Annotated in this window: 19 protein-coding genes and 2 rRNA genes; 8 read left to right on the plus strand and 13 right to left on the minus strand. The window is 54.1% G+C overall.

Annotated elements, in window-relative coordinates; all coding sequences use genetic code 11:
- Positions 1-73: 73 nt before the first annotated feature.
- From lepB to rseD, 7 genes are all read right to left on the minus strand, one after another.
- The gene (gene lepB / locus MX657_RS17070) at positions 74-1,048 is read right to left on the minus strand and encodes a signal peptidase I (protein ID WP_119915331.1); all 975 of its coding nucleotides are present in this window, start codon (positions 1,046-1,048) and stop codon (positions 74-76) included.
- A 16-nt stretch (positions 1,049-1,064) separates the two neighbouring features.
- Positions 1,065-2,864, minus strand: a complete 1,800-nt coding sequence (gene lepA / locus MX657_RS17075) for a translation elongation factor 4 (protein WP_061097366.1) — start codon at positions 2,862-2,864, stop codon at positions 1,065-1,067.
- A gap of 185 nt (positions 2,865-3,049) precedes the next feature.
- Positions 3,050-3,526: a SoxR-reducing system protein RseC gene (gene rseC / locus MX657_RS17080; RefSeq protein WP_252001850.1), complete on the minus strand. Its 477-nt coding sequence runs from the start codon at positions 3,524-3,526 to the stop codon at positions 3,050-3,052.
- Positions 3,523-4,476, minus strand: coding sequence for a sigma-E factor regulatory protein RseB (gene rseB / locus MX657_RS17085; RefSeq protein WP_023331097.1), 954 nt, complete (start codon positions 4,474-4,476; stop codon positions 3,523-3,525). The genes rseC and rseB overlap by 4 nt, the downstream gene beginning before the upstream one ends.
- A complete protein-coding gene (rseA, locus tag MX657_RS17090; protein WP_080328389.1) occupies positions 4,476-5,126 on the minus strand; it encodes an anti-sigma-E factor RseA in 651 nt (216 codons plus the stop codon). Before rseA ends, rseB begins: the two co-directional genes overlap by 1 nt.
- Positions 5,127-5,157: 31 nt before the next feature.
- The gene (rpoE, locus tag MX657_RS17095; protein ID WP_006176728.1) at positions 5,158-5,733 is read right to left on the minus strand and encodes an RNA polymerase sigma factor RpoE; all 576 of its coding nucleotides are present in this window, start codon (positions 5,731-5,733) and stop codon (positions 5,158-5,160) included.
- Positions 5,730-5,813, minus strand: coding sequence for a rpoE leader peptide RseD (rseD, locus tag MX657_RS23725; protein WP_233002681.1), 84 nt, complete (start codon positions 5,811-5,813; stop codon positions 5,730-5,732). The genes rpoE and rseD overlap by 4 nt, the downstream gene beginning before the upstream one ends.
- 345 nt (positions 5,814-6,158) lie before the next feature.
- Between rseD and nadB the strand changes: the two genes are divergently transcribed.
- Positions 6,159-7,778, plus strand: coding sequence for an L-aspartate oxidase (gene nadB, locus MX657_RS17100; RefSeq protein WP_346806224.1), 1,620 nt, complete (start codon positions 6,159-6,161; stop codon positions 7,776-7,778).
- Here the strand turns inward: nadB and trmN are convergent.
- A complete protein-coding gene (gene trmN / locus MX657_RS17105) occupies positions 7,763-8,500 on the minus strand; it encodes a tRNA(1)(Val) (adenine(37)-N(6))-methyltransferase TrmN (protein ID WP_080328387.1) in 738 nt (245 codons plus the stop codon). The two genes, nadB and trmN, sit on opposite strands and share 16 nt — an antisense overlap.
- 132 nt (positions 8,501-8,632) lie before the next feature.
- Between trmN and srmB the strand changes: the two genes are divergently transcribed.
- Complete coding sequence (gene srmB / locus MX657_RS17110; protein ID WP_080328386.1) at positions 8,633-9,961, plus strand: ATP-dependent RNA helicase SrmB; 1,329 nt, start codon at positions 8,633-8,635, stop codon at positions 9,959-9,961.
- Positions 9,962-10,014: 53 nt separating this feature from the next.
- Here srmB and grcA read toward each other — a convergent pair whose 3' ends face one another.
- Positions 10,015-10,398, minus strand: coding sequence for an autonomous glycyl radical cofactor GrcA (gene grcA, locus MX657_RS17115; protein ID WP_006176733.1), 384 nt, complete (start codon positions 10,396-10,398; stop codon positions 10,015-10,017).
- A gap of 314 nt (positions 10,399-10,712) precedes the next feature.
- On the opposite strand from grcA, the gene ung reads away from it, so the two are divergent.
- Positions 10,713-11,402 (plus strand): uracil-DNA glycosylase, encoded by a 690-nt coding sequence (gene ung / locus MX657_RS17120; RefSeq protein WP_023333064.1) that lies wholly within the window; start codon positions 10,713-10,715, stop codon positions 11,400-11,402.
- Positions 11,403-11,441: 39 nt separating this feature from the next.
- Here ung and MX657_RS17125 read toward each other — a convergent pair whose 3' ends face one another.
- Positions 11,442-12,542, minus strand: a complete 1,101-nt coding sequence (locus MX657_RS17125) for a tRNA/rRNA methyltransferase (RefSeq protein WP_041908658.1) — start codon at positions 12,540-12,542, stop codon at positions 11,442-11,444.
- Positions 12,543-12,746: 204 nt separating this feature from the next.
- Between MX657_RS17125 and trxC the strand changes: the two genes are divergently transcribed.
- The 5 genes from trxC (at position 12,747) to MX657_RS17150 (ending at position 18,468) form a co-directional block, all read left to right on the plus strand.
- Positions 12,747-13,166, plus strand: a complete 420-nt coding sequence (trxC, locus tag MX657_RS17130; protein WP_080328385.1) for a thioredoxin TrxC — start codon at positions 12,747-12,749, stop codon at positions 13,164-13,166.
- 70 nt (positions 13,167-13,236) lie between these two features.
- Entirely contained in the window at positions 13,237-13,935 is a 699-nt protein-coding gene (tapT, locus tag MX657_RS17135; RefSeq protein ID WP_346806225.1) for a tRNA-uridine aminocarboxypropyltransferase, read from the plus strand.
- 35 nt (positions 13,936-13,970) lie between these two features.
- Positions 13,971-16,634 (plus strand): bifunctional acetate--CoA ligase family protein/GNAT family N-acetyltransferase, encoded by a 2,664-nt coding sequence (locus MX657_RS17140; protein ID WP_346806226.1) that lies wholly within the window; start codon positions 13,971-13,973, stop codon positions 16,632-16,634.
- Between the two features lie 110 nt (positions 16,635-16,744).
- Entirely contained in the window at positions 16,745-18,100 is a 1,356-nt protein-coding gene (pssA, locus tag MX657_RS17145) for a CDP-diacylglycerol--serine O-phosphatidyltransferase (protein ID WP_346808570.1), read from the plus strand.
- Between the two features lie 44 nt (positions 18,101-18,144).
- Positions 18,145-18,468: a YfiM family lipoprotein gene (locus tag MX657_RS17150; protein WP_119915323.1), complete on the plus strand. Its 324-nt coding sequence runs from the start codon at positions 18,145-18,147 to the stop codon at positions 18,466-18,468.
- On the opposite strand, the gene MX657_RS17155 is transcribed toward MX657_RS17150, so the two are convergent.
- The 3 genes from MX657_RS17155 to MX657_RS17165 form a co-directional block, all read right to left on the minus strand.
- A complete protein-coding gene (locus tag MX657_RS17155) occupies positions 18,465-19,760 on the minus strand; it encodes an MFS transporter (RefSeq protein ID WP_346806227.1) in 1,296 nt (431 codons plus the stop codon). The two genes, MX657_RS17150 and MX657_RS17155, sit on opposite strands and share 4 nt — an antisense overlap.
- A gap of 209 nt (positions 19,761-19,969) precedes the next feature.
- A 5S ribosomal RNA gene (gene rrf, locus MX657_RS17160) occupies positions 19,970-20,085 on the minus strand.
- Positions 20,086-20,150: 65 nt separating this feature from the next.
- Positions 20,151-23,054: ribosomal RNA gene (locus MX657_RS17165) — 23S ribosomal RNA — on the minus strand.
- Positions 23,055-23,086 lie beyond the last annotated feature (32 nt).

Here is a 23,086-nt window from a genome sequence, read left to right on the forward strand (position 1 = left end):
TTCGAAGAGATTTATCGTGGAAATAATTCACGTAGCCGCTAATTAAAGCGGCTACGCGTTCATTTAGTGAGAATTAATGGATTCCGCCAATACGATTCAGGCGAACGCCAGTCGGCCATTCACCTTCCTGCTTCTCAAAACTCATCCAGATGGCGGTAGCTTTACCGACCAGATTCGCTTCCGGCACAAAGCCCCAGTAACGGCTGTCCGCTGAATTATCGCGGTTATCACCCATCATGAAGTAGTGCCCTGGCGGTACAATCCAGCTTGCCAGCTGCTGGCCCGGCTGCTGGTAGTACATACCCAGCTGATCCTGCGCGATTGGCACAGTGAGGATGCGGTGAGTGACATCACCCAGGGTCTCTTTGCGCTCAACCAGGCGGATACCGTTCTCTTTAGTTTCGCCTTTCGGCAGCTGGAAGAACCCGTTCGTTGCTTCACCGCCGTTACGGCGGGCGAAGGTCTGCACAAAATCACTTGGCTCAACGTTTGAGTAGGTGATTGGCAGCGCATTTTCACAGGCGGTACCGGAACTGCAGCCCGGCTGAACGGTGACTTCCTTCGCAACCGGATCGTAGGTCACTTTATCTCCCGGCAGACCCACCGCGCGCTTAATGTAATCCAGACGCGGATCGTCCGGATATTTAAACACCACGATGTCGCCACGTTTCGGATGACCGGTTTCGATCAGCGTTTTCTGGTAAATCGGATCTTTGATGCCGTAGGCAAACTTCTCAACCAGAATAAAATCCCCGATCAGCAGCGTTGGCATCATGGAACCCGATGGGATCTGGAACGGTTCGTAAATAAACGAACGTACCACCAGCACAATTGCCAGCACCGGGAATACCGACGCGCCCGTTTCCAGCCAGCCCGGTTTCGGGCCAACTTTCTTCAGGGTTTTCGCGTCCAGCTGGTCGCCAGTCGCTGCCTGCGCGGCAGCCTGACGTTCGCGGCGTTTTGGGGCGAAGATAAACTTATCCAGACACCACAGCAGACCTGTCACCAGCGTAGCGATGACCAGGATCAGGGCAAACATGTTCGCCATGCCAACTCCTTAAAGGTTATTTGCCGTCTTTACCGACATGAAGAATGGCAAGGAATGCTTCCTGCGGCAGCTCAACGTTACCGACCTGCTTCATACGCTTCTTACCTTCTTTCTGCTTCTGCAGCAGCTTTTTCTTACGGCTGACGTCGCCGCCATAGCACTTCGCCAGAACGTTTTTACGCAGCTGTTTCACGGTTGAACGCGCGATAATGTGGTTGCCAATGGCCGCCTGAATCGCAATGTCGAACTGCTGACGCGGGATCAGATCTTTCATCTTCTCAACCAGCTCGCGGCCACGGTACGGCGCATTGTCGTTGTGGGTGATCAGCGCCAGCGCATCCACGCGCTCGCCGTTGATCAGCACGTCCACACGCACCATGTTTGAAGCCTGGAAGCGTTTGAAGTTGTAATCCAGTGACGCATAGCCACGAGAGGTAGACTTCAGACGGTCGAAGAAGTCGAGGACCACTTCCGCCATCGGGATTTCATAGGTCAGCGCCACCTGGTTACCGTGGTAAACCATGTTGGTCTGCACGCCACGCTTCTCAATACAGAGCGTGATGACGTTACCCAGGAACTCCTGCGGCAGCAGCATGTGACACTCTGCGATCGGCTCGCGCAGCTCGTGAATGTTATTCAGCGGTGGCAGCTTGGACGGGCTGTCGACGTAGATCACTTCTTTCGACGTCGTTTCCACTTCATACACTACCGTCGGTGCGGTGGTGATCAGATCCAGATCGTATTCACGTTCCAGACGTTCCTGAATGATCTCCATGTGCAGCAGGCCGAGGAAGCCGCAGCGGAAGCCGAAGCCCAGCGCCGTTGAGCTTTCTGGCTCGTAGAACAGGGAGGCATCGTTCAGGCTCAGCTTGCCGAGCGCATCGCGGAAGTTTTCGTAGTCATCGGAGCTGACCGGGAACAGGCCTGCATAAACCTGCGGTTTCACCTTTTTAAAGCCAGGCAGCGCTTTGTCTGCCGGGTTACGCGCACCAGTCAGGGTATCGCCTACTGGCGCGCCGAGGATGTCTTTAATCGCGCAGACCAGCCAGCCTACCTCGCCGCATTTCAGCTCGGTACGGTCAACCTGTTTTGGCGTGAAGATACCCAGACGGTCTGCGTTGTAGACCTGTCCGGTACTCATAACCTTGATTTTGTCGCCTTTACGCATGGTGCCATTTTTAATACGCACCAGAGAGACCACGCCCAGGTAGTTATCGAACCAGGAGTCGATGATCAGCGCCTGAAGCGGGGCATCCGGGTCACCTTCCGGTGGTGGAATATCACGCACCAGACGTTCCAGCACATCGGGAACACCCACACCGGTTTTAGCCGAGCAGCGCACGGCATCAGTCGCGTCAATGCCGACAATATCTTCAATCTCTTCCGCCACGCGCTCAGGATCGGCGGCAGGCAGATCGATTTTGTTCAGAACCGGCACAACCTCGAGATCCATTTCCATCGCGGTGTAGCAGTTCGCCAGGGTCTGGGCTTCAACGCCCTGCCCGGCATCGACCACCAGCAGCGCGCCTTCACAGGCGGCCAGCGAGCGGGAAACCTCATAGGAGAAGTCAACGTGGCCTGGGGTGTCGATAAAGTTCAGTTGATAGGTTTCGCCATCAGAAGCTTTGTAGTCGAGCGTCACGCTCTGCGCTTTGATGGTGATACCGCGTTCGCGTTCCAGGTCCATGGAGTCCAGTACCTGGGCTGCCATTTCACGATCAGACAGGCCACCGCAAATCTGGATAATACGGTCAGACAGCGTCGACTTACCGTGGTCAATGTGAGCAATGATCGAAAAGTTACGTATGTTCTTCATATAGTTAAATAATTATGCCTTACGAATTCCTGGAGGCCGCTGTTCTTAGCCTGACGTTTTTCAGTGCGAAAACGCAGCATTCTACACTACATACCCGCAACCTGGAAATGCACTTAGAGCCAAGCATAGCGCGAAGAAATGGCGTTTTCTTTTTTGAGATGTAAATAATGATAAAGCCCGGTGGATCACCGGGCCTCAGAAGAGAGCGTCTCGACGCGAAGTTGGTCAGGTGCCAGTGCAACGCTCAGGATAACGGGCTGCCACGCTTCGCGGGCAGCAAGCTTCGGCGAGAGGCCTTTAGCAAGCCAAAATCCACCTACGCCCCCTAGTGCAGCACCGCACAGAGAAGCTACATCCGTGCCAAACAGCATTTGAAAAATACCGCCCATCACAAACAGGCCGAGCAGTGGAGAAAGATAAACCAGCATCGCGGAAGTGAGCAGGCTGCCTTCCGCAATCCCCAGTTCGACCTTCTGACCGGCTACCAGCGGCTGTTCGCTCGGCACGGAGATCGTATGCGACGTCTGCGGCCCTAATTTATTGAGCACGCGGCTGCCGCAACCGGCTCGGGATGCACAGCTATTGCATGAGGCTTTAACATCACAGCTGACCAGCGCAATGCCATTCTGCCAGGAAACCACGGTCGCCCACTCTTTAATCATTGTGCGGCCCTGAATTTAATGCTGTCAGAGATTCGCTTCGCCGTCTGCGGCGGGAGTTCACCCACAATCGTGATCTCAGCGTTATCACGTACCGTGGTGCTGACCGTACGACGCCCGGTACGCAGCATTTGCTCAGAACTGTTTGCCGTTGCGCGGTTGATGTTCACCGAGAAGCTGAACAAGCCATCGGAATAGAGACGTGATTCAACCGGCGTATCAATGGTAGGCAGCTGACGACGACTGCTTGATACTTCGCTAAACCCTTGTGGGATCCAGGAAGGCACCCAGTTGAAATTCACGGAATCCCCGGCCGGGACAGAGAGCAACGGCGGCAGGCTGGCCTTCGCCAGATTCTGCATGCTGTTGCCAACCTGATTGTTGACGCTAAAGGAGATAACGCGGAACTGTTCCAGCGTCTCGCCGTCGCGGTCGAGCAGATCTACACGCATCGGCAGCTTGGTTTCCGCATCAATCCAGACGATATAGCTGTAGCGCGTGCCATCGCGCGCAACCACGCGGATGACCTCACACAGTCGGTCTGCAATGCGCGTACGCCCTACTGAAATAAAATCATAGTAAGGAGCGAGCCGTTTGAAGTCGGTATAGATAAGCGACGGCAGAGAATCAACGATATAGTCGCCATTCAGCGTGAAAGGCTCCAGACCAGGCTCGAAATAGCTGATTTCATTGCCCCGCTGGACAACTTCCCGACGCGGGCCATCCATCTGTAAAAGCTGGGCGAGCGGCTGGTTATCAAGACGGGCGTGGCGATAGCGTAGAGACTCGACACCCTGCTTATTGATGCTGATAAATGCCAACTCGTAATTGAGTGACTGGCTGGCCAGATTCATTTGCTGCAACAACGCCCCGGATGAAACATCAGCCGAGGCGTTGGCAGAGAAGAACAGGCTACCCGCCATCAGAGACATGGCGAACCAAAGTTGCTTCATTACTGCGATTGCGTTCCTAAAGTTTGGTTTCCGGGCACCTGCACCGCAGCTTGCTGGGTTTGGGCCTGCTCAAACTGAAGCTGTTCAGAGTGCAGACGACGCTGCAACTCGTAATCCTGCAACATCGCATTAATGCGACGGCGCTGCTCCTGCACCTGCTGTTGCTGACCGCCGCTGGCGGATGCATCAGCCGGTACGCCCAGACTTACCGGGCTGGCTTTGCCCATCATCGGCAGTGTGTTAAACACTGGCGCTTCAGGCTGCTGATTAGTTTCAGACTGAGTATTATAGTGCTGGACGCCAACGATAACTGCAAGCGATACGCATGCAGCCACCCCCATTTGGGTGAGCTGGCTGGCCCATGGACGCACCTTATGCCAGAACGGCATTTTCTGCCACTGGTGCGGTGCGGGTTGAGCTTCAGGAATCAGCGGAGTGGTTTGATGAACAGGCTCATTCTCAATGGCCGCCATCACGCGAGCTGAGATATCGAAATGGAGCACCTCGCCGGTATCGCCGCGCAGCGTATCGCGGATGAGATGGTAGCTCTCCCAGGTCTCTTGCATTTCGGGAGAATGAGAAAGCTCGTTGAGCAGCTCATTATCCAGCGTCTCACCATCCATTAAAGCGGAAAGTTTTTCTTTCTGCATGCCTAATACCTTTTCCAGTATCCCGCTATCGTCAACGCCTGATAAGCGGTTGAACTTTATTATCAATAGCTTCTCGCGCACGGAAGATTCGTGAACGAACCGTGCCGACCGGACAATCCATGATAGCGGCTATCTCTTCATAGCTCAGACCATCAAGCTCCCGTAACGTAATTGCCATGCGTAAATCTTCCGGGAGCGACTCGATCGTGCGAAAAACAATTTGTCTCAGTTCTTCTGACAACATTAAGTTCTCAGGGTTCGAAATTTCTTTCAGCGCACCGCCACTTTCGAAGTTTTCGGCATCGATAGCGTCCACATCGCTTGACGGCGGACGACGCCCCTGAGCAACCAGATAATTCTTTGCCGTATTGACAGCAATACGGTACAGCCAGGTATAAAAAGCACTATCTCCCCGGAATGAATCCAGCGCGCGATAGGCCTTAATAAAAGACTCTTGCACCACATCAGGTACATCACCTGACGGTACATAGCGGGAAACCAGACTCGCCACCTTATGCTGGTAGCGCACCACCAGTAAGTTAAAGGCTTTCTGATCTCCCTTCTGGACCCGTTCAACCAGGACCTGGTCCGTTAACTGCTCGCTCATCCGAGGTAATGTCTCCCCAAACCTAAATTCCACGCGTTATCGAAACGCCACTCTACAACTACCGCACTTTGAGCAAGCACCGAATTAGAGTGTCTGATCTTCAATAAGTTCCGTAACGCCTTTGTTTTTGTTCATCGCGCCGCAGACCGTTCATTTTCTCTCATTATAAGTCTGTTCACGATACGCACCACTTTATGACAAGAAACATCTTTTTCCCGCCAGAAGAGTAACGCAACACGGGCTTTATTTCACCACAAAATCTGACGCTAACGATCTGCTTCGCAAAATAATTTCATTCATTTACCCTCCGTTTACCCCGGCTTACGCGTTTAGTCATTGCAACAATCCGTAAAAAATAACGTGCGATATCTCGCATTCAGGTGCTATTCTGCCTCAACACTGTTTAGTAAATTAAACAACCAATCATGAACACAACACCTGAACTTCATTGTGATGTACTGATCATCGGCAGCGGTGCTGCTGGACTTTCTCTGGCGCTGCGTCTGGCAGAACATCAGAGCGTTATCGTTCTGAGCAAAGGCCCGATAAGTGAAGGGTCCACATTTTATGCCCAGGGCGGCATTGCCGCAGTGTTTGACGAGACAGACAGCATTGCGTCGCATGTGGAAGATACGCTGATTGCCGGAGCCGGGATCGTGGATGCGCACGCAGCGGAGTTTGTCGCCAGCAATGCCCGTCACTGCGTTCAGTGGCTCATCGATCAGGGTGTTTTATTCGATACTCAGGTTCAGCCCAACGGTGAAGAGAGCTACCACTTAACGCGTGAAGGCGGCCATAGCCACCGCCGCATCCTGCACGCTGCGGATGCCACCGGAAAAGAAGTGGAAACTACGCTGGTCAGTAAAGCGCTTAACCATCCGAATATTCGGGTTCTTGAGCGAAGTAACGCCGTTGACCTGATTATCTCCGATAAAATTGGCCTGCCCGGCACGCGTCGCGTCGTGGGAGCGTGGGTCTGGAACCGTAATAAAGAGAAGGTGGAAACCTGTCAGGCGAAGGCTGTGGTGCTGGCGACGGGCGGCGCCTCAAAGGTATATCAGTACACCACTAACCCGGACATCGCCTCCGGCGACGGTATCGCGATGGCCTGGCGCGCCGGCTGCCGAGTGGCGAACCTCGAGTTTAATCAGTTTCACCCCACCGCCCTGTTCCACCCTCAGGCGCGCAACTTCCTGCTGACGGAAGCCCTGCGCGGTGAAGGCGCTTATCTGAAACGCCCTGACGGTACCCGCTTTATGCCGGACTTTGACGCCCGGGGTGAACTGGCCCCGCGCGATATCGTTGCCCGCGCCATCGACCATGAAATGAAGCGTCTTGGCGTGGACTGCATGTATCTCGATATCAGCCATAAGCCGGCAGAATTCATCCGCCAGCATTTCCCGATGATTTACGAAAAACTGCTCAACCTTGGCATTGATTTAACGCGCGATCCGGTGCCCATTGTCCCGGCTGCCCACTATACCTGCGGTGGCGTCATGGTTGACGATCACGGGCGTACTGACGTGGATGGTCTGTATGCTATTGGTGAGGTGAGTTATACCGGGCTTCACGGTGCGAACCGCATGGCGTCTAACTCGCTGCTTGAATGTCTGGTGTACGGCTGGTCAGCAGCGGAAGACATCACCAGGCGCATGCCTTACGCCCGCGAGACAGAGCATCTTCCTGCCTGGGATGAAAGCCGCGTAGATAACCCGGACGAGCTGGTCGTTATCCAGCACAACTGGCACGAGCTACGGCTGTTTATGTGGGATTACGTAGGGATTGTGCGCACCACGAAACGTCTTGAACGCGCACTGCGCCGCATCACCATGCTGCAGCAGGAAATTGATGAGTATTATGCCAATTTCCGCGTCTCCAATAACCTTCTGGAGCTGCGCAATCTGGTGCAGGTTGCCGAGCTGATTGTTCGCTGCGCGATGATGCGCAAGGAGAGCCGCGGGTTGCACTATACCCTGGACTACCCGGATCAGCTTCCTGAGTCCGGCCCGTCGATACTCGCCCCGCAGGTTTACATAAACAGATAAAACGCCTGGGTCAGGGCAGTGTAATCTTCGGAGTAACGCTGGTCTGGCCCACGGATCACCATTCGATCATTAAAGCATTCACCCTCTTTTGGCGAGAGCGCCAGCAGCACGCGGTGCGGCAGTCGACCTTCCGTGTCCGAAATATCGGTACGCAGACGTAACGTCCAGCCGATCTCCTGCGCGATACCAATGAACGTGTTGCCCGTACTCTCCGGCAGAACCACGCAGAAAAAACCCTCTTCGGAGATCAGTTCTGCCGCACTGGTGAGCAGCGCTTTATGATCGAGAGAGCCGGTATAACGCGCCTGTTCGCGCTCGGGTGTACCGCACTCCACGCCGGGCTCATAGTACGGTGGATTGCTGACAATCAGATCGTAACGCGCGGTTTGTTCAGGCGCCCAGGCCAGCACGTCTGCGCATTTAACGCTAATCCGGTCTGCCCATGGGGATTCGGCCGCATTTTCACTCGCCTGCCCTGCGGCCTGCGCATCCAGTTCCACTGCATCAATGGTGACATGCTCTTCCGTTCGCTGCGCCAGCATCAAGGCCACCAGCCCGCTGCCGGTACCGATATCAAGAATACGCTTAACACCTGCGACAGGTGCCCATGCTCCCAGTAGAATGCCGTCTGTACCGACTTTCATGGCACAGCGATCGTGAGCGACAAAAAATTGTTTAAACGTAAAACCATCGCGGCGAAGCTGCGCTTTGAGTTGAGACATGTCAGGGCAACCTTCTAAGTGAAACTGGAGTAGCATAGGGGAAAGCGAACTCACCGAAAAGCGATATCCATACAAACAGATGAAGATTACAGCCGTAACGTCTATAATCAGCGCCCCACACAGAGGTAGAACATGACTGTAACGACTTTTTCCGAACTTGAACTCGATGAAAGCCTGCTCAATGCACTTGAGAGCAAAGGCTTTACACGCCCGACCGCCATTCAGGCAGCGGCCATTCCGCCTGCGCTTGAGGGCCGCGATGTGCTCGGTTCTGCGCCAACCGGCACGGGGAAGACAGCAGCCTATTTGCTGCCTGTGTTGCAGCATCTGCTCGATTTTCCACGTAAAAAATCTGGCCCGCCGCGTATTTTAATCCTGACGCCTACGCGCGAACTGGCCATGCAGGTTGCCGATCACGCGCGTGAACTCGCGGCAAATACTCATCTGGATATCGCCACGATCACCGGCGGTGTTGCGTATATGAACCACGCGGAAGTGTTCAGCGAAAACCAGGACATCGTCGTCGCTACGACGGGCCGCCTGCTGCAGTACATTAAAGAAGAGAACTTCGACTGCCGTGCAGTAGAAACGCTGATTCTGGACGAAGCTGACCGCATGCTGGACATGGGCTTCGCACAGGATATCGAGCATATTGCCGGTGAAACGCGCTGGCGTAACCAGACGATGCTGTTCTCTGCCACCCTTGAAGGGGACGCGATCAAGGACTTCGCTGAGCGTCTGCTGGAAGATCCTGTAGAAGTTTCCGCCACCCCCTCCACTCGTGAGCGTAAGAAGATCCACCAGTGGTACTATCGCGCGGACAACCTTGAGCATAAAGTTGAGCTGCTTAAGCACCTGCTGAAGCAGGAAGATGCTCTGCGCACCATCGTGTTTGTGCGTAAGCGCGAGCGCGTGCACGAGCTGGCTGAAATGCTGCGTAACGCCGGGATCAACAACTGCTATCTTGAAGGCGAGATGGCGCAGGTTAAACGTACCGAAGGCATTAAGCGTCTGACCGATGGCCGCGTTAACGTGCTGGTCGCAACAGACGTTGCCGCGCGCGGGATCGACATCCCTGACGTGAGCCATGTCATTAACTTCGATATGCCGCGCAGCGGCGATACTTACCTGCACCGTATTGGCCGTACCGGCCGCGCGGGCCGCAAAGGTATTGCGATTTCACTGGTTGAAGCGCATGACCACCTGCTGTTGCAGAAAATTGGCCGCTATGTCGACGAGCCGCTGAAAGCGCGTGTTATTGATGGCTTGCGCCCAACCACACGTGCGCCGAGCGAAAAAATGACGGGTAAACCGTCCAAGAAAGCGCTCGCGAAACGTGCTGAGAGAAAAGAGAAAGAAAAAGAGAAGCCGCGTGTGAAGCAGCGCCATCGCGATACCAAAAACATTGGTAAGCGTCGTAAGCCAAGCGCTGCCGCGCAGGATACGAAGACTGAAGAGTAAGAAAAAGCCGGGAATTTCCCCGGCTTTTTTTATTCACACCCTTAGCTGAAGCCTTACAGGCTTTCAGTAAAGGTACGGGCGATAACGTCGCGCTGTTGTTCTGGCGTCAGTGAGTTAAAGCGAACCGCATAGCCGGACACGCGGATGGTCAGCTGTGGGTATTTTTCCGGGTGCTCAACGGCATCCATCAGCGTTTCGCGGCGCAGCACGTTAACGTTCAGGTGCTGGCCCCCTTCAACGCGCACTTCTGGCTGCACTTCCATTGGAATTTCACGGTATTCGATTTCGCCCAGTTTGTTCACCGGCACGATTTCATCTTCAGCAAAACCCGCTTTCGCAACGACACAGCGCGCTTCGTTTTTCTCGCTGTCCAGCAGCCAGAAAGAATTGAGCAGATCGTCGTTTGCAGCTTTAGTAATCTGGATACCTGTAATCATGTGTTGCCTCCCTTAGGCTACATTAACTGATGTCGGCCTCTCGCGGCCAATTGGTAAAACCATTGTTTCTTGTGTGTATATATATCATTCACCCCACGGTGATTTATTGATTTAAATCAACAAAAACACCAACCACATAAAGAGTGTGGTTTGAATTTATTGTTTTAGATCAATTTCCAGACCTTACCAACTCAACTTACGATGCATCATTTCAAAATAAATTTAACGACTTAGCACGCATTTCAACGCGTAATTTTGCTCACCGGGGTTAAACAGGTAAGCTAGTCACAGATTGAGATTCGCAGGAGAGCGACATGACGACACCTTTAACCTGGCATGACGTGCTGGCAGAAGAAAAGCAGCAGCCTTATTTTATCAATACGCTCAGCACCGTTGCTGCTGAGCGTCAGTCCGGACAGACGATTTATCCGCCGCAAAAAGACGTTTTCAATGCCTTTCGCTATACCGAACTGAGCGATGTAAAAGTGGTTATTCTGGGTCAGGATCCCTATCACGGCCCGGGGCAGGCGCATGGGCTGGCGTTTTCCGTTCGTCCGGGCGTGGCTATCCCCCCTTCTCTGCTCAATATGTATAAAGAGCTTGAGGGAACCGTGCCGGGGTTTACCCGCCCCAACCACGGTTATCTTGAAAGCTGGGCGCGCCAGGGCGTGCTGTTACTGAATACGGTGCTTACCGTACGGGCGGGCCAGGCGCACTCGCACGCCAGTCTTGGGTGGGAGACCTTTACCGATAAAGTCATCAGCCTTATCAACGAGCATCGTGAAGGGGTTGTGTTTTTACTCTGGGGATCGCATGCGCAGAAGAAAGGGGCGATTATCGACCGTCAGCGTCATCACGTGTTGAAAGCACCGCACCCGTCACCGCTGTCTGCCCATCGCGGTTTCTTTGGCAGTAATCATTTTGTTCTGGCAAATGAATGGCTGGAAAAACGTGGCGAAACGCCAATTGACTGGATGCCTGTGTTACCGGCTGAGAGCGAGTAAAATTTGAATGTGCCGGGTCAGGCCCGGCACATAAGAGGCTTATGCCTTATTCTGACGCCACCACTCGGCCAGCAGCACGCCGGTCGCAACGGATACGTTCAGACTTTCCACATTACCTGTTCCGTCGATAGAGACGCTCAGATCCGAACTGGAGAGCGCCGCATCAGACAGACCATCGCGTTCCTGACCCAGCACCAGCACCATCTTGCGCGGCAGCGTGGCTTTAAACAGCGGCGTACCGGCGTGGCTCGAAGTCGTCACAATGGAATAGCCCGCTTTACGGAACTGCTCAAGGGCATCCAGAACGCTGTCGCCGGTGATCGGCTGTACGTGCTCGGCTCCGCCTTCCGCTGTACGGATCGCGGCACCGGATTCCAGCAGCGCGGCATCCTGCAGCAGCACGCCTTTCACGCCAAAGTGCGCGCAGCTGCGCATCATTGCGCCCAGGTTGTGCGGGTTACCCACATCTTCCAGCGCCAGCACGCAGTCATCGGCATCCGCCTGGCTGACCCACTGCTGCACGGTGGTGCCGTTACGCTTTTTGATCAGGAAGCAAACGCCGCCGTGGTGTTCAGTACCGGACGCTTTGGTCAGTTCAGCATCATCAACCACGTGGTAGGCTTTGCGGTTCGCGGCCATCCAACGCAGCGCTTCTTTAAAGCGTGGGGTCACGCTCTGGATAAACCACGCGCGGACGATACACTCCGGACGGCTCTGGAACAGCGCCTGACAGGCGTTCTCACCGTACACGCGGGTCTCTTCCGCACGCTGACGGCGCAGCACTTCCGGGTCGATAAAGCTTTTACCGCTGATACCGCCGTGATCGGCTTTTTCCGGCGTCTCATCGCCAGGGGCACGAGAAACGGTGCGCCACGGGGAGGCGTTATCACGTGAGAAATCATCACGCGGACGGTCATCGCGTTTGCGATCGTCACGCTTACGGTCATCACGTTTGCGGTCATCGCCGCGGTTATTTCTGTCATCGCGGGCGGGGCGACGGCCACCGTCTGCACGAGAAGACGCCGGACGCCCGCCACCTTTTCCGGTACGCGGATTTTGGGTGCGTTTATCAGAGTCATCATCACTGCGGACATACATCACTTTGACCTTGCCGCTTTTGTTTTTCATTTCGTCGTTCATGCTTTTCTCCACCAGCGCTGCGCGAAGCGCGCAGATTACCCGATGTGCCACCGCATAGCCATAATTTCGTACAAAAGCCTGTGACTATTGTTCTCATTGAATAAAACGCATTGTTGTTTCAAACAGGCTCATTGATAATATGTAACATATTAGAAACATTATCGGCGTTGTGCCGCTGTCCCACGGCTCTATCAGAGGTTAGTTATGAATACCGTATGTGCCAACTGTCAGGCTCTTAATCGCATTCCGGACGATCGGATTGAAGATGGTGCGAAATGCGGACGTTGTGGCCATGAATTGTTTGATGGCGATGTCATTAACGCGACGGGTGCTACGCTGGACAAACTCCTCAAGGACGATCTCCCGGTGGTGATCGATTTCTGGGCACCATGGTGTGGTCCGTGTCGTAACTTCGCGCCAATCTTTGAAGATGTTGCCGAAGAGCGTAGCGGTAAAATGCGGTTCGTTAAGGTCAATACCGAAGCCGAACGCGAGCTGAGCGCACGTTTTAATATTCGCAGCATTCCGACCATTATGATCTTCAAAAACGGAGAAATGGTCGACATGCTCAACGGTGCGGTTCCAAAAGCCCCCTTCGATAGCTGGTTAAACGAATCACTGTAACATTCCCGGGGCACATCTTGTGCCCCGCCCCTGCCTCTGCGAAAATGGGGTTTTTCCTGCCTTTTCGCCCATGACTGATAACGCTGTACTACAATTACGCGCCGAGCGTCTTGCGCGCGCCACCCGCCCATTTCTGGCCCGCGGCAATCGTATTCGCCGCTGTCAGCGCTGTCTTTTGCCGCTGAAAGTGTGCCTGTGTGAAACGCTTGCTCCGAGCGAGGCGAAAAGCCGTTTTTGCCTGGTCATGTTCGATACCGAGCCGATGAAGCCCAGTAATACGGGGCGTCTGATCGCCGATATTCTGCCGGATACCGCCGCGTTTCAGTGGTCGCGCACTGAGCCACCTCAGGCTCTACTCGACCTGGTGGCTAGCCCGGACTATCAGCCCATGGTCGTTTTTCCGGCATCGTATGCAGGCGAACAACGTCAGGTGCTTACGGCGCCGCCATCCGGTAAACCGCCGCTGTTTATTATGCTGGACGGTACCTGGACCGAAGCGCGGAAAATGTTTCGCAAAAGCCCTTACCTCGATGCCCTGCCGGTTATTTCTGTCGATCTTTCCCGCGTCTCGGCCTATCGCCTGCGTGAAGCCCACGCTGACGGGCAATACTGCACCGCCGAAGTGGCCATTGCGCTTCTTGATTTAGCAGGAGATACCGCGGCGGCCGGAGCCCTGGGTAACCATTTCTCATGTTTTCGGGAACGCTATCTGGCGGGAAAAACCGTTCATAAGGGCAGTATCACAGCAACAGAACCAGAAAGCGTTTAAAATCATCAGGTCGCTTGCATTCACAGGAGGCCTGCATGAGCCAGAGAGGGTTAGAAGCGCTACTCCGTCCTAAATCCATTGCCGTTATCGGCGCATCCATGAAACCGGATCGTGCAGGCTATCTGATGATGCGTAACCTTCTCGCCGGAGGATTTAATGGCCCCGTCATGCCCGTCACGCCAGCTTATAAGGCTGTTCAGGGCGTACTTGCGTGGCCGGACGTGCAGAGTCTGCCTTTCGTACCGGATCTCGCCGTTTTGTGTACCAACGCCAGACGTAATCCGGAACTTCTGGAAGCACTTGGCAAGAAAGGGTGTAAAACCTGCATCATTCTCTCGTCTCCGCCTGAACAGCAGCCTGAACTGCTGGCCTGCGCCAGCCGCTATCAGATGCGTCTCCTTGGGCCAAACAGCCTGGGTCTGCTTGCGCCCTGGCAAGGGCTGAACGCCAGTTTCTCTCCGGTCCCCATCCGCAAAGGCAAACTCGCGTTTATTTCACAATCGGCTGCGGTATCGAACACCATTCTCGACTGGGCGCAGCAGCGTGAGATGGGCTTTTCCTACTTCATTGCTCTCGGCGACAGCCTGGATATCGACGTTGATGAACTGCTGGATTTCCTGGCGCGTGACAGCAAAACCAGTGCGATCCTGCTTTATCTTGAGCACCTGAGCGATGCCCGTCGTTTTGTCTCGGCTTCACGAAGTGCTTCGCGCAATAAACCGATCCTTGTTATCAAAAGCGGTCGCAGCCCTGCGGCGCAGCGTCTGCTGCAGTCTCATTCCGGTATGGATCCGGCCTGGGACGCTGCCATTCAGCGCGCAGGGTTGCTGCGGGTGCAGGATACACACGAGCTTTTTTCCGCCGTTGAGACCTTAAGCCACATGCGTCCGTTGCGCGGCGAGAAATTGATGATTGTCAGTAACGGTGCAGCCCCCGCCGCGCTCGCGCTGGATGAGCTGTGGCTGCGTAACGGCAAGCTGGCCACGCTGGGTGAAGAGACGCTGCAACGCCTCAAAGAGGCGCTTCCGCCAAGCGTGACGCCCGGCAATCCGCTTGATTTGCGCGATGACGCCAGCAGCGATCGCTATATCAGGGCGATCTCCATTTTGCTGGATAGTCAGGATTTCGATGCGCTGATGATCATCCACTCCCCCAGCGCAGTCGCGCCGGGCAGTGAAAGCGCGCGGGCGCTCATTGATGCCGTGCACAATCATCCACGAGGCAAATATGTCACCCTGCTGACCAACTGGTGCGGTGAATTTTCCTCTCAGGAGGCACGGCGCTTGTTCAGTGAAGCGGGGCTGCCCACCTACCGCACGCCGGAAGGCACCATCACCGCGTTTATGCATATGGTGGAATATCGCCGCAATCAGAAACAGCTACGTGAAACGCCGGCGTTGCCGGGCAATCTGACGGCGAACACCGTCGACGTTCACCGGCTATTGCAGCAGGCTATCGACGAAGGCGCGACGTCGCTTGATACGCATGAGGTCCAGCCCATTCTGGGCAGCTACGGGATGCAAACCCTGCCGACCTGGATCGCCAGCGACAGCGCTGAGGCCGTGCATATTGCCGAGCAAATTGGCTATCCGGTGGCCCTGAAGCTGCGCTCCCCCGATATCCCGCATAAGTCTGATGTTCAGGGGGTTATGTTGTACCTGCGTACGGCAACGGAGGTGCAACAAGCTGCTGATGCCATTTTCGACCGGGTCAAAATGGCCTGGCCGCAGGCAAAGATCCACGGATTACTGGTGCAAAGCATGGCCAACCGCGCCGGGGCTCAGGAGTTACGGGTCGTGGTCGAACACGATCCCGTCTTCGGCCCTCTCATTATGCTGGGAGAAGGCGGCGTGGAGTGGCGCCCGGAGGAGCAGGCCGTAGTGGCGTTACCGCCGCTGAACATGAACCTGGCGCGTTATCTCATCATTCAGGCGATTAAAAGTAAAAAGATCCGTGGCCGGAGCGCGCTGCGTCCGCTTGATATTGCCGGGTTAAGTCAGTTCCTGGTACAGGTATCTAACCTGATTGTGGATTGCGCCGAGATCCAGCGTCTGGATATCCATCCGCTACTCGCCTCCGGCAATGAGTTTACGGCGCTTGACGTGACGCTGGATATCGCGCCATTTGAAGGAGACAGAGAGAGCCGCCTGGCGATCCGCCCGTATCCCCTTCAGCTGGAGGAGTGGGTCGAGATGAAGAATGGGGAACGCGCCCTGTTCCGCCCTATCCTGCCGGAAGATGAACCGCAGCTGCGTACCTTTATTTCCCAGGTTACGAAAGAAGATCTCTATTACCGCTACTTTAGCGAAATCAACGAATTTACCCACGATGATTTAGCCAATATGACCCAGATCGACTACGATCGAGAGATGGCGTTTGTCGCCGTTCGGCGTTCTGATAAAGGCGATGAGATCCTCGGCGTGACGCGCGCCATTTCCGATCCGGATAACGTTGACGCGGAATTTGCTGTGCTGGTGCGCTCCGATCTTAAAGGCCTGGGTCTGGGAAGACGGCTGCTGGAAAAACTCATCAGTTATACGCGAGATCACGGATTGTTACGCCTCAATGGCATTACTATGCCTAACAATCGCGGTATGGTGACCCTGGCGCGAAAACTCGGATTTGACGTTGATATTCAGCTGGACGAAGGTATTGTTGCCCTGTCCCTCAGCCTGACATCACCCGATAAACACGAGTAAGCTACTGGAAATGTTACCCACTTTGGACGGGACTGGTGGTATCATTGTCCGCTTATGTTGTTTGCATGGTACAGACAACCCTTCAATGAACAGAGAAGAAACGCACTGTGATGTTGTCAAAATTTAAGCGTAATAAACATCAACAACACCTTGCTCAACTACCGAAGATTTCTCAGTCAGTTGATGATGTAGAGTTCTTTTACGCTCCCGCTCATTTTCGGGAGACGCTTCTGGAAAAGATTGCCAGCGCCACGCGACGCATTTGCATTGTGGCGCTGTATCTAGAACAGGATGAAGGCGGGCGCGCGATCCTGAACGCGCTCTATGAAGCCAAGCGTCAGCGCCCGGAACTTGATGTTCGCGTGCTGGTAGACTGGCATCGCGCACAGCGTGGTCGTATTGGCGCTGCCGCTTCAAATACCAACGCAGACTGGTATTGCCGCACGGCGCAGGAAAAACCTGGCGTCGATGTACCTGTTTATGGCGTCCCGGTGAATACCCGCGAAGCGCTCGGCGTCCTTCATTTTAAAGGGTTCATCATCGATGACAGCGTGCTTTACAGCGGCGCAAGCCTCAATGATGTCTACCTTCATCAGCTCGATAAATACCGCTACGACCGTTATCATCTGATCCGTAATCCTCAGATGGCCGATATCATGTTTAACTGGGTTGATAAAAATCTGGTTCATGGCCGCGGCGTTAATCGCCTTGACGATCCCGACCGCCCTAAGAGCCCGGAAATCAAAAATGATGTTCGCGCCTTCCGCCAGGAGCTGCGCGATGCTGTTTATCATTTTCAGGGTGATGCGAACAACGAAGAGTTATCCGTTACCCCGCTGGTAGGGCTGGGTAAATCAAGCCTGCTGAACAAAACGATTTTCCATCTGATGCCGTGCGCGGAGCAGAAACTCACCATCTGTACGCCGTACTTCAACCTTCCTGCCGTGCTGGTGCGTAATATCATTCAGCTGCTGCGCGACGGTAAAAAAGTGGAAATCATCGTCGGGGATAAAACGGCGAACGACTTCTTCATTCCTGAAGATCAGCCGTTCAAAATTATCGGTGCGCTGCCTTATCTCTATGAGATTAACCTGCGCCGTTTCCTGAGCCGTTTACAGTATTACGTGAACACTGACCAGCTGGTTGTGCGTCTCTGGAAAGATGAAGACAACAGTTACCATCTGAAAGGCATGTGGGTCGACGATGAGTGGATGCTGCTAACCGGTAACAACCTGAATCCGCGCGCATGGCGACTGGATCTGGAAAACGCTATCCTGATCCATGACCCACAGCATGAGTTAGCCGCACAGCGTGAACGTGAACTGGAGTTGATTCGCACGCATACCACGGTGGTTAATCATTACCGCGAATTGCAGAGCATTGCCGATTACCCGGTTAAGGTCCGCAAGCTGATTCGCCGCTTACGTCGTATCCGTATCGACCGACTTATCAGCCGTATTCTGTAATACCCAGCCCTGTCACCCGCAGGGCTTTTTTATGGAGCCCGTTAATGCGTATTCCTCTGTTACTGAGCATCCTATTTCTGAGTGGCTGTAGTCATATGGCCAACGATAGCTGGTCCGGACAGGATAAAGCGCAGCATTTCCTCGCTTCCGCTATGCTGTCCGCAGCTGGTAATGAATATGCGCAGCATCAGGGATACAGCCGGGATCGTAGCGCGACGATAGGGTTGATGTTCTCAGTCGGTCTTGGGGCATCAAAAGAACTGTGGGATAGCCGCCCCGCAGGGAGCGGCTGGAGCTGGAAAGATTTTGCCTGGGATGTCGCCGGCGCAACGACCGGCTATGCCCTGTGGCAGATGGCGCGCTATTAAAGTCGAATGCCTTTCCCTTTGCGATGCAGCATCAGGGAAACAATAAAGGCCAGTGCGCCCATTATTGTTACGTACCAGAAGAATGTCGTTTCACTTCCCCATGATTTAAGCGACAACGCAACGTACTCCGCAGAGCCGCCAAACAACGCGTTGGCTACTGCATAAGAGAGCCCTACTCCTAACGCACGAACCTGCGCCGGGAACATTTCGGCTTTGAGTATCCCGCTGATCGAGGTATAGAAACTGACAATCACCATTGCCAGCATGACCAGCGCAAATGCGGCATATGGCGATGATACGTGCTGGAGCGCAGACAAAATAGGCACGGTACATAACGCCGACATTCCACCAAAAATCAGCATCGACGTACGTCGACCAATTTTATCCGAGAGCGCGCCGATAATGGGTTGTATGAGCATGAAGACAAACAGCGCGACAGTCATGACTACGCTGGCGACATTTGCGTGCATGCCGGTAGTGTTCACCAGGTACTTCTGCATATAGGTCGTGAATGTGTAAAAACTAAGGGAGCCGCCCGCAGTAAAACCCAGCACCATCAGAAAAGCCTTGCGGTTACGCCATAACCCTTTGAATGTTCCCGCTTCCTTCAGCGTTCTGACTTCCTTCTGAGAAGTTTCATCTAACTGACGGCGTAGCCAAAGCGCAACAACTGCCAGTACAGCACCCATCGCGAAAGGAATTCGCCATCCCCAGGCGTGGAGTTGTTCGTCTGTCAGAATCTGCTGCAGGATCACCACCACGAGAATCGCCAGCAGTTGTCCACCAATCAACGTGACGTACTGGAAGGAGGCGTAAAAGCCTTTACGGCCTTCCAGCGCAATCTCACTCATGTAGGTTGCACTGGTACCGTATTCACCGCCCACCGACAATCCCTGGAATAAGCGGGCCAGCAAAAGTAGCGCCGGAGCCCACGTGCCAATCAATTCATATCCCGGTAAGCAGGCGATCACCAGAGAACCAAAGCACATCATACACACCGAGATCAGCATGGAGGCCTTACGCCCGCGACGATCCGCAATGCGGCCGAAGAGCCAGCCTCCGATGGGTCGCATTAAGAACCCTGCGGCAAAAACGCCAGCCGTTTGTAGTAGCTGCGTCGTGGTGTTGCCGGAGGGGAAGAAAATATGTGCGAAGTAGAGTGAACAGAATGAATAGACGTAAAAGTCGAACCATTCAACCAGATTCCCTGAAGAGGCACTGACGATTGCCCATACCCTTCTTCGGGTATCGCCGTTAGCCAGCGTCCCGTGTGATGTAATGCTTTCTGTCATTGTGATTATGCTCCTGCCATAAACTGCGGCGTATTGAGCCAGGAGACTCAATTACCTCGTAAATGAAATGTTATAATTTTGTTATAAATAACATTGGGACCGCGATCACACATTCCATTAGCAGGATAAGGGATTAAGAGAAAGGCCAGGGTGGAAAAAGAAAAGCAAAAAACCCCGCACCTTTCGGTACGGGGTTCTTCTTAATTGATGCCTGGCAGTTCCCTACTCTCACATGGGGAGACCCCACACTACCATCGGCGCTACGGCGTTTCACTTCTGAGTTCGGCATGGGGTCAGGTGGGACCACCGCGCTAAAGCCGCCAGGCAAATTCTGTTAATCTGTATCAGGCTGAAAATCGTGTCTCTTCGCCAAAACATCTTCGGCGTTGTAAGGTTAAGCCTCACGGTTCATTAGTATCGGTTAGCTCAACGCATCGCTGCGCTTACACACCCGACCTATCAACGTCGTCGTCTTCAACGTTCCTTCAGGAGACTTAAAGTCTCAGGGAGAACTCATCTCGGGGCAAGTTTCGTGCTTAGATGCTTTCAGCACTTATCTCTTCCGCATTTAGCTACCGGGCAGTGCCATTGGCATGACAACCCGAACACCAGTGATGCGTCCACTCCGGTCCTCTCGTACTAGGAGCAGCCCCCCTCAATTCTCCAGCGCCCACGGCAGATAGGGACCGAACTGTCTCACGACGTTCTAAACCCAGCTCGCGTACCACTTTAAATGGCGAACAGCCATACCCTTGGGACCTACTTCAGCCCCAGGATGTGATGAGCCGACATCGAGGTGCCAAACACCGCCGTCGATATGAACTCTTGGGCGGTATCAGCCTGTTATCCCCGGAGTACCTTTTATCCGTTGAGCGATGGCCCTTCCATTCAGAACCACCGGATCACTATGACCTGCTTTCGCACCTGCTCGAGCCGTCACTCTCGCAGTCAAGCTAGCTTATGCCATTGCACTAACCTCCTGATGTCCGACCAGGATTAGCTAACCTTCGTGCTCCTCCGTTACTCTTTGGGAGGAGACCGCCCCAGTCAAACTACCCACCAGACACTGTCCGCAACCCGGATCACGGGTCTACGTTAGAACACCAGCCATTAAAGGGTGGTATTTCAAGGACGGCTCCACGCAGACTGGCGTCCACGCTTCAAAGCCTCCCACCTATCCTACACATCAAGGACCAGTGTTCAGTGTCAAGCTATAGTAAAGGTTCACGGGGTCTTTCCGTCTTGCCGCGGGTACACTGCATCTTCACAGCGAGTTCAATTTCACTGAGTCTCGGGTGGAGACAGCCTGGCCATCATTACGCCATTCGTGCAGGTCGGAACTTACCCGACAAGGAATTTCGCTACCTTAGGACCGTTATAGTTACGGCCGCCGTTTACCGGGGCTTCGATCAAGAGCTTCGCGTTGCCGCTAACCCCATCAATTAACCTTCCGGCACCGGGCAGGCGTCACACCGTATACGTCCACTTTCGTGTTTGCACAGTGCTGTGTTTTTAATAAACAGTTGCAGCCAGCTGGTATCTTCGACTGATTTCAGCTCCACCCGCAGGGGCTTCACCTACATATCAGCGTGCCTTCTCCCGAAGTTACGGCACCATTTTGCCTAGTTCCTTCACCCGAGTTCTCTCAAGCGCCTTGGTATTCTCTACCTGACCACCTGTGTCGGTTTGGGGTACGATTTCGTGTTACCTGATGCTTAGAGGCTTTTCCTGGAAGCAGGGCATTTGTTACTTCAGCACCGTAGTGCCTCGTCATCACACCTCAGCGTTAAAAGGTACCGGATTTACCTGGAACCTCCGCCTACATGCTTAAACCGGGACAACCGTCGCCCGGCTAACATAGCCTTCTCCGTCCCCCCTTCGCAGTAACACCAAGTACAGGAATATTAACCTGTTTCCCATCGACTACGCCTTTCGGCCTCGCCTTAGGGGTCGACTCACCCTGCCCCGATTAACGTTGGACAGGAACCCTTGGTCTTCCGGCGAGCGGGCTTTTCACCCGCTTTATCGTTACTTATGTCAGCATTCGCACTTCTGATACCTCCAGCAACCCTCACAGGCCACCTTCAACGGCTTACAGAACGCTCCCCTACCCAACAACACATAGTGTCGCTGCCGCAGCTTCGGTGCATGGTTTAGCCCCGTTACATCTTCCGCGCAGGCCGACTCGACCAGTGAGCTATTACGCTTTCTTTAAATGATGGCTGCTTCTAAGCCAACATCCTGGCTGTCTGTGCCTTCCCACATCGTTTCCCACTTAACCATGACTTTGGGACCTTAGCTGGCGGTCTGGGTTGTTTCCCTCTTCACGACGGACGTTAGCACCCGCCGTGTGTCTCCCGTGATAACATTCTTCGGTATTCGTAGTTTGCATCGGGTTGGTAAGCCGGGATGGCCCCCTAGCCGAAACAGTGCTCTACCCCCGAAGATGAGTTCACGAGGCGCTACCTAAATAGCTTTCGGGGAGAACCAGCTATCTCCCGGTTTGATTGGCCTTTCACCCCCAGCCACAGGTCATCCGCTAATTTTTCAACATTAGTCGGTTCGGTCCTCCAGTTAGTGTTACCCAACCTTCAACCTGCCCATGGCTAGATCACCGGGTTTCGGGTCTATACCCTGCAACTTAACGCCCAGTTAAGACTCGGTTTCCCTTCGGCTCCCCTATACGGTTAACCTTGCTACAGAATATAAGTCGCTGACCCATTATACAAAAGGTACGCAGTCACCCCATAAAGAGGCTCCCACTGCTTGTACGTACACGGTTTCAGGTTCTTTTTCACTCCCCTCGCCGGGGTTCTTTTCGCCTTTCCCTCACGGTACTGGTTCACTATCGGTCAGTCAGGAGTATTTAGCCTTGGAGGATGGTCCCCCCATATTCAGACAGGATACCACGTGTCCCGCCCTACTCTTCGAGTTCACAACCTGTGTGCTTTCGTGTACGGGACTATCACCCTGTACCGTCGGACTTTCCAGACCGTTCCACTAACACACAAGCTGATTCAGACTCCGGGCTGCTCCCCGTTCGCTCGCCGCTACTGGGGGAATCTCGGTTGATTTCTTTTCCTCGGGGTACTTAGATGTTTCAGTTCCCCCGGTTCGCCTCGTTAACCTATGTATTCAGTTAACGATAGTGCAACGGATTGCACTGGGTTTCCCCATTCGGACATCGCCGGGTCAAAGGTTCATATCACCTCGCCGGCGCTTTTCGCAGATTAGCACGTCCTTCATCGCCTCTGACTGCCAGGGCATCCACCGTGTACGCTTAGTCGCTTAACCTCACAACCCGAAGATGTTTCACTTCTGATTGC

Origin of the sequence: Enterobacter chuandaensis (assembly GCF_039718975.1) — a bacterium.
Lineage (GTDB): Bacteria > Pseudomonadota > Gammaproteobacteria > Enterobacterales > Enterobacteriaceae > Enterobacter > Enterobacter chuandaensis.

What these genes read in the sequence shown, in the direction of transcription:
- MX657_RS17125 (WP_041908658.1), bottom strand. Translation starts at nt 12,542, where the DNA reads ATGAACGACGAAATGAAAAACAAAAGCGGCAAGGTCAAAGTGATGTAT.
- trmN (WP_080328387.1), bottom strand. Translation starts at nt 8,500, where the DNA reads ATGTCTCAACTCAAAGCGCAGCTTCGCCGCGATGGTTTTACGTTTAAA.
- rseC (WP_252001850.1), bottom strand. Translation starts at nt 3,526, where the DNA reads ATGATTAAAGAGTGGGCGACCGTGGTTTCCTGGCAGAATGGCATTGCG.
- ung (WP_023333064.1), top strand. Translation starts at nt 10,713, where the DNA reads ATGACGACACCTTTAACCTGGCATGACGTGCTGGCAGAAGAAAAGCAG.
- trxC (WP_080328385.1), top strand. Translation starts at nt 12,747, where the DNA reads ATGAATACCGTATGTGCCAACTGTCAGGCTCTTAATCGCATTCCGGAC.
- rseB (WP_023331097.1), bottom strand. Translation starts at nt 4,476, where the DNA reads ATGAAGCAACTTTGGTTCGCCATGTCTCTGATGGCGGGTAGCCTGTTC.
- MX657_RS17150 (WP_119915323.1), top strand. Translation starts at nt 18,145, where the DNA reads ATGCGTATTCCTCTGTTACTGAGCATCCTATTTCTGAGTGGCTGTAGT.
- lepA (WP_061097366.1), bottom strand. Translation starts at nt 2,864, where the DNA reads ATGAAGAACATACGTAACTTTTCGATCATTGCTCACATTGACCACGGT.
- nadB (WP_346806224.1), top strand. Translation starts at nt 6,159, where the DNA reads ATGAACACAACACCTGAACTTCATTGTGATGTACTGATCATCGGCAGC.
- rseA (WP_080328389.1), bottom strand. Translation starts at nt 5,126, where the DNA reads ATGCAGAAAGAAAAACTTTCCGCTTTAATGGATGGTGAGACGCTGGAT.
- pssA (WP_346808570.1), top strand. Translation starts at nt 16,745, where the DNA reads ATGTTGTCAAAATTTAAGCGTAATAAACATCAACAACACCTTGCTCAA.
- MX657_RS17155 (WP_346806227.1), bottom strand. Translation starts at nt 19,760, where the DNA reads ATGACAGAAAGCATTACATCACACGGGACGCTGGCTAACGGCGATACC.
- rpoE (WP_006176728.1), bottom strand. Translation starts at nt 5,733, where the DNA reads ATGAGCGAGCAGTTAACGGACCAGGTCCTGGTTGAACGGGTCCAGAAG.
- lepB (WP_119915331.1), bottom strand. Translation starts at nt 1,048, where the DNA reads ATGGCGAACATGTTTGCCCTGATCCTGGTCATCGCTACGCTGGTGACA.
- MX657_RS17140 (WP_346806226.1), top strand. Translation starts at nt 13,971, where the DNA reads ATGAGCCAGAGAGGGTTAGAAGCGCTACTCCGTCCTAAATCCATTGCC.
- srmB (WP_080328386.1), top strand. Translation starts at nt 8,633, where the DNA reads ATGACTGTAACGACTTTTTCCGAACTTGAACTCGATGAAAGCCTGCTC.
- grcA (WP_006176733.1), bottom strand. Translation starts at nt 10,398, where the DNA reads ATGATTACAGGTATCCAGATTACTAAAGCTGCAAACGACGATCTGCTC.
- tapT (WP_346806225.1), top strand. Translation starts at nt 13,237, where the DNA reads ATGACTGATAACGCTGTACTACAATTACGCGCCGAGCGTCTTGCGCGC.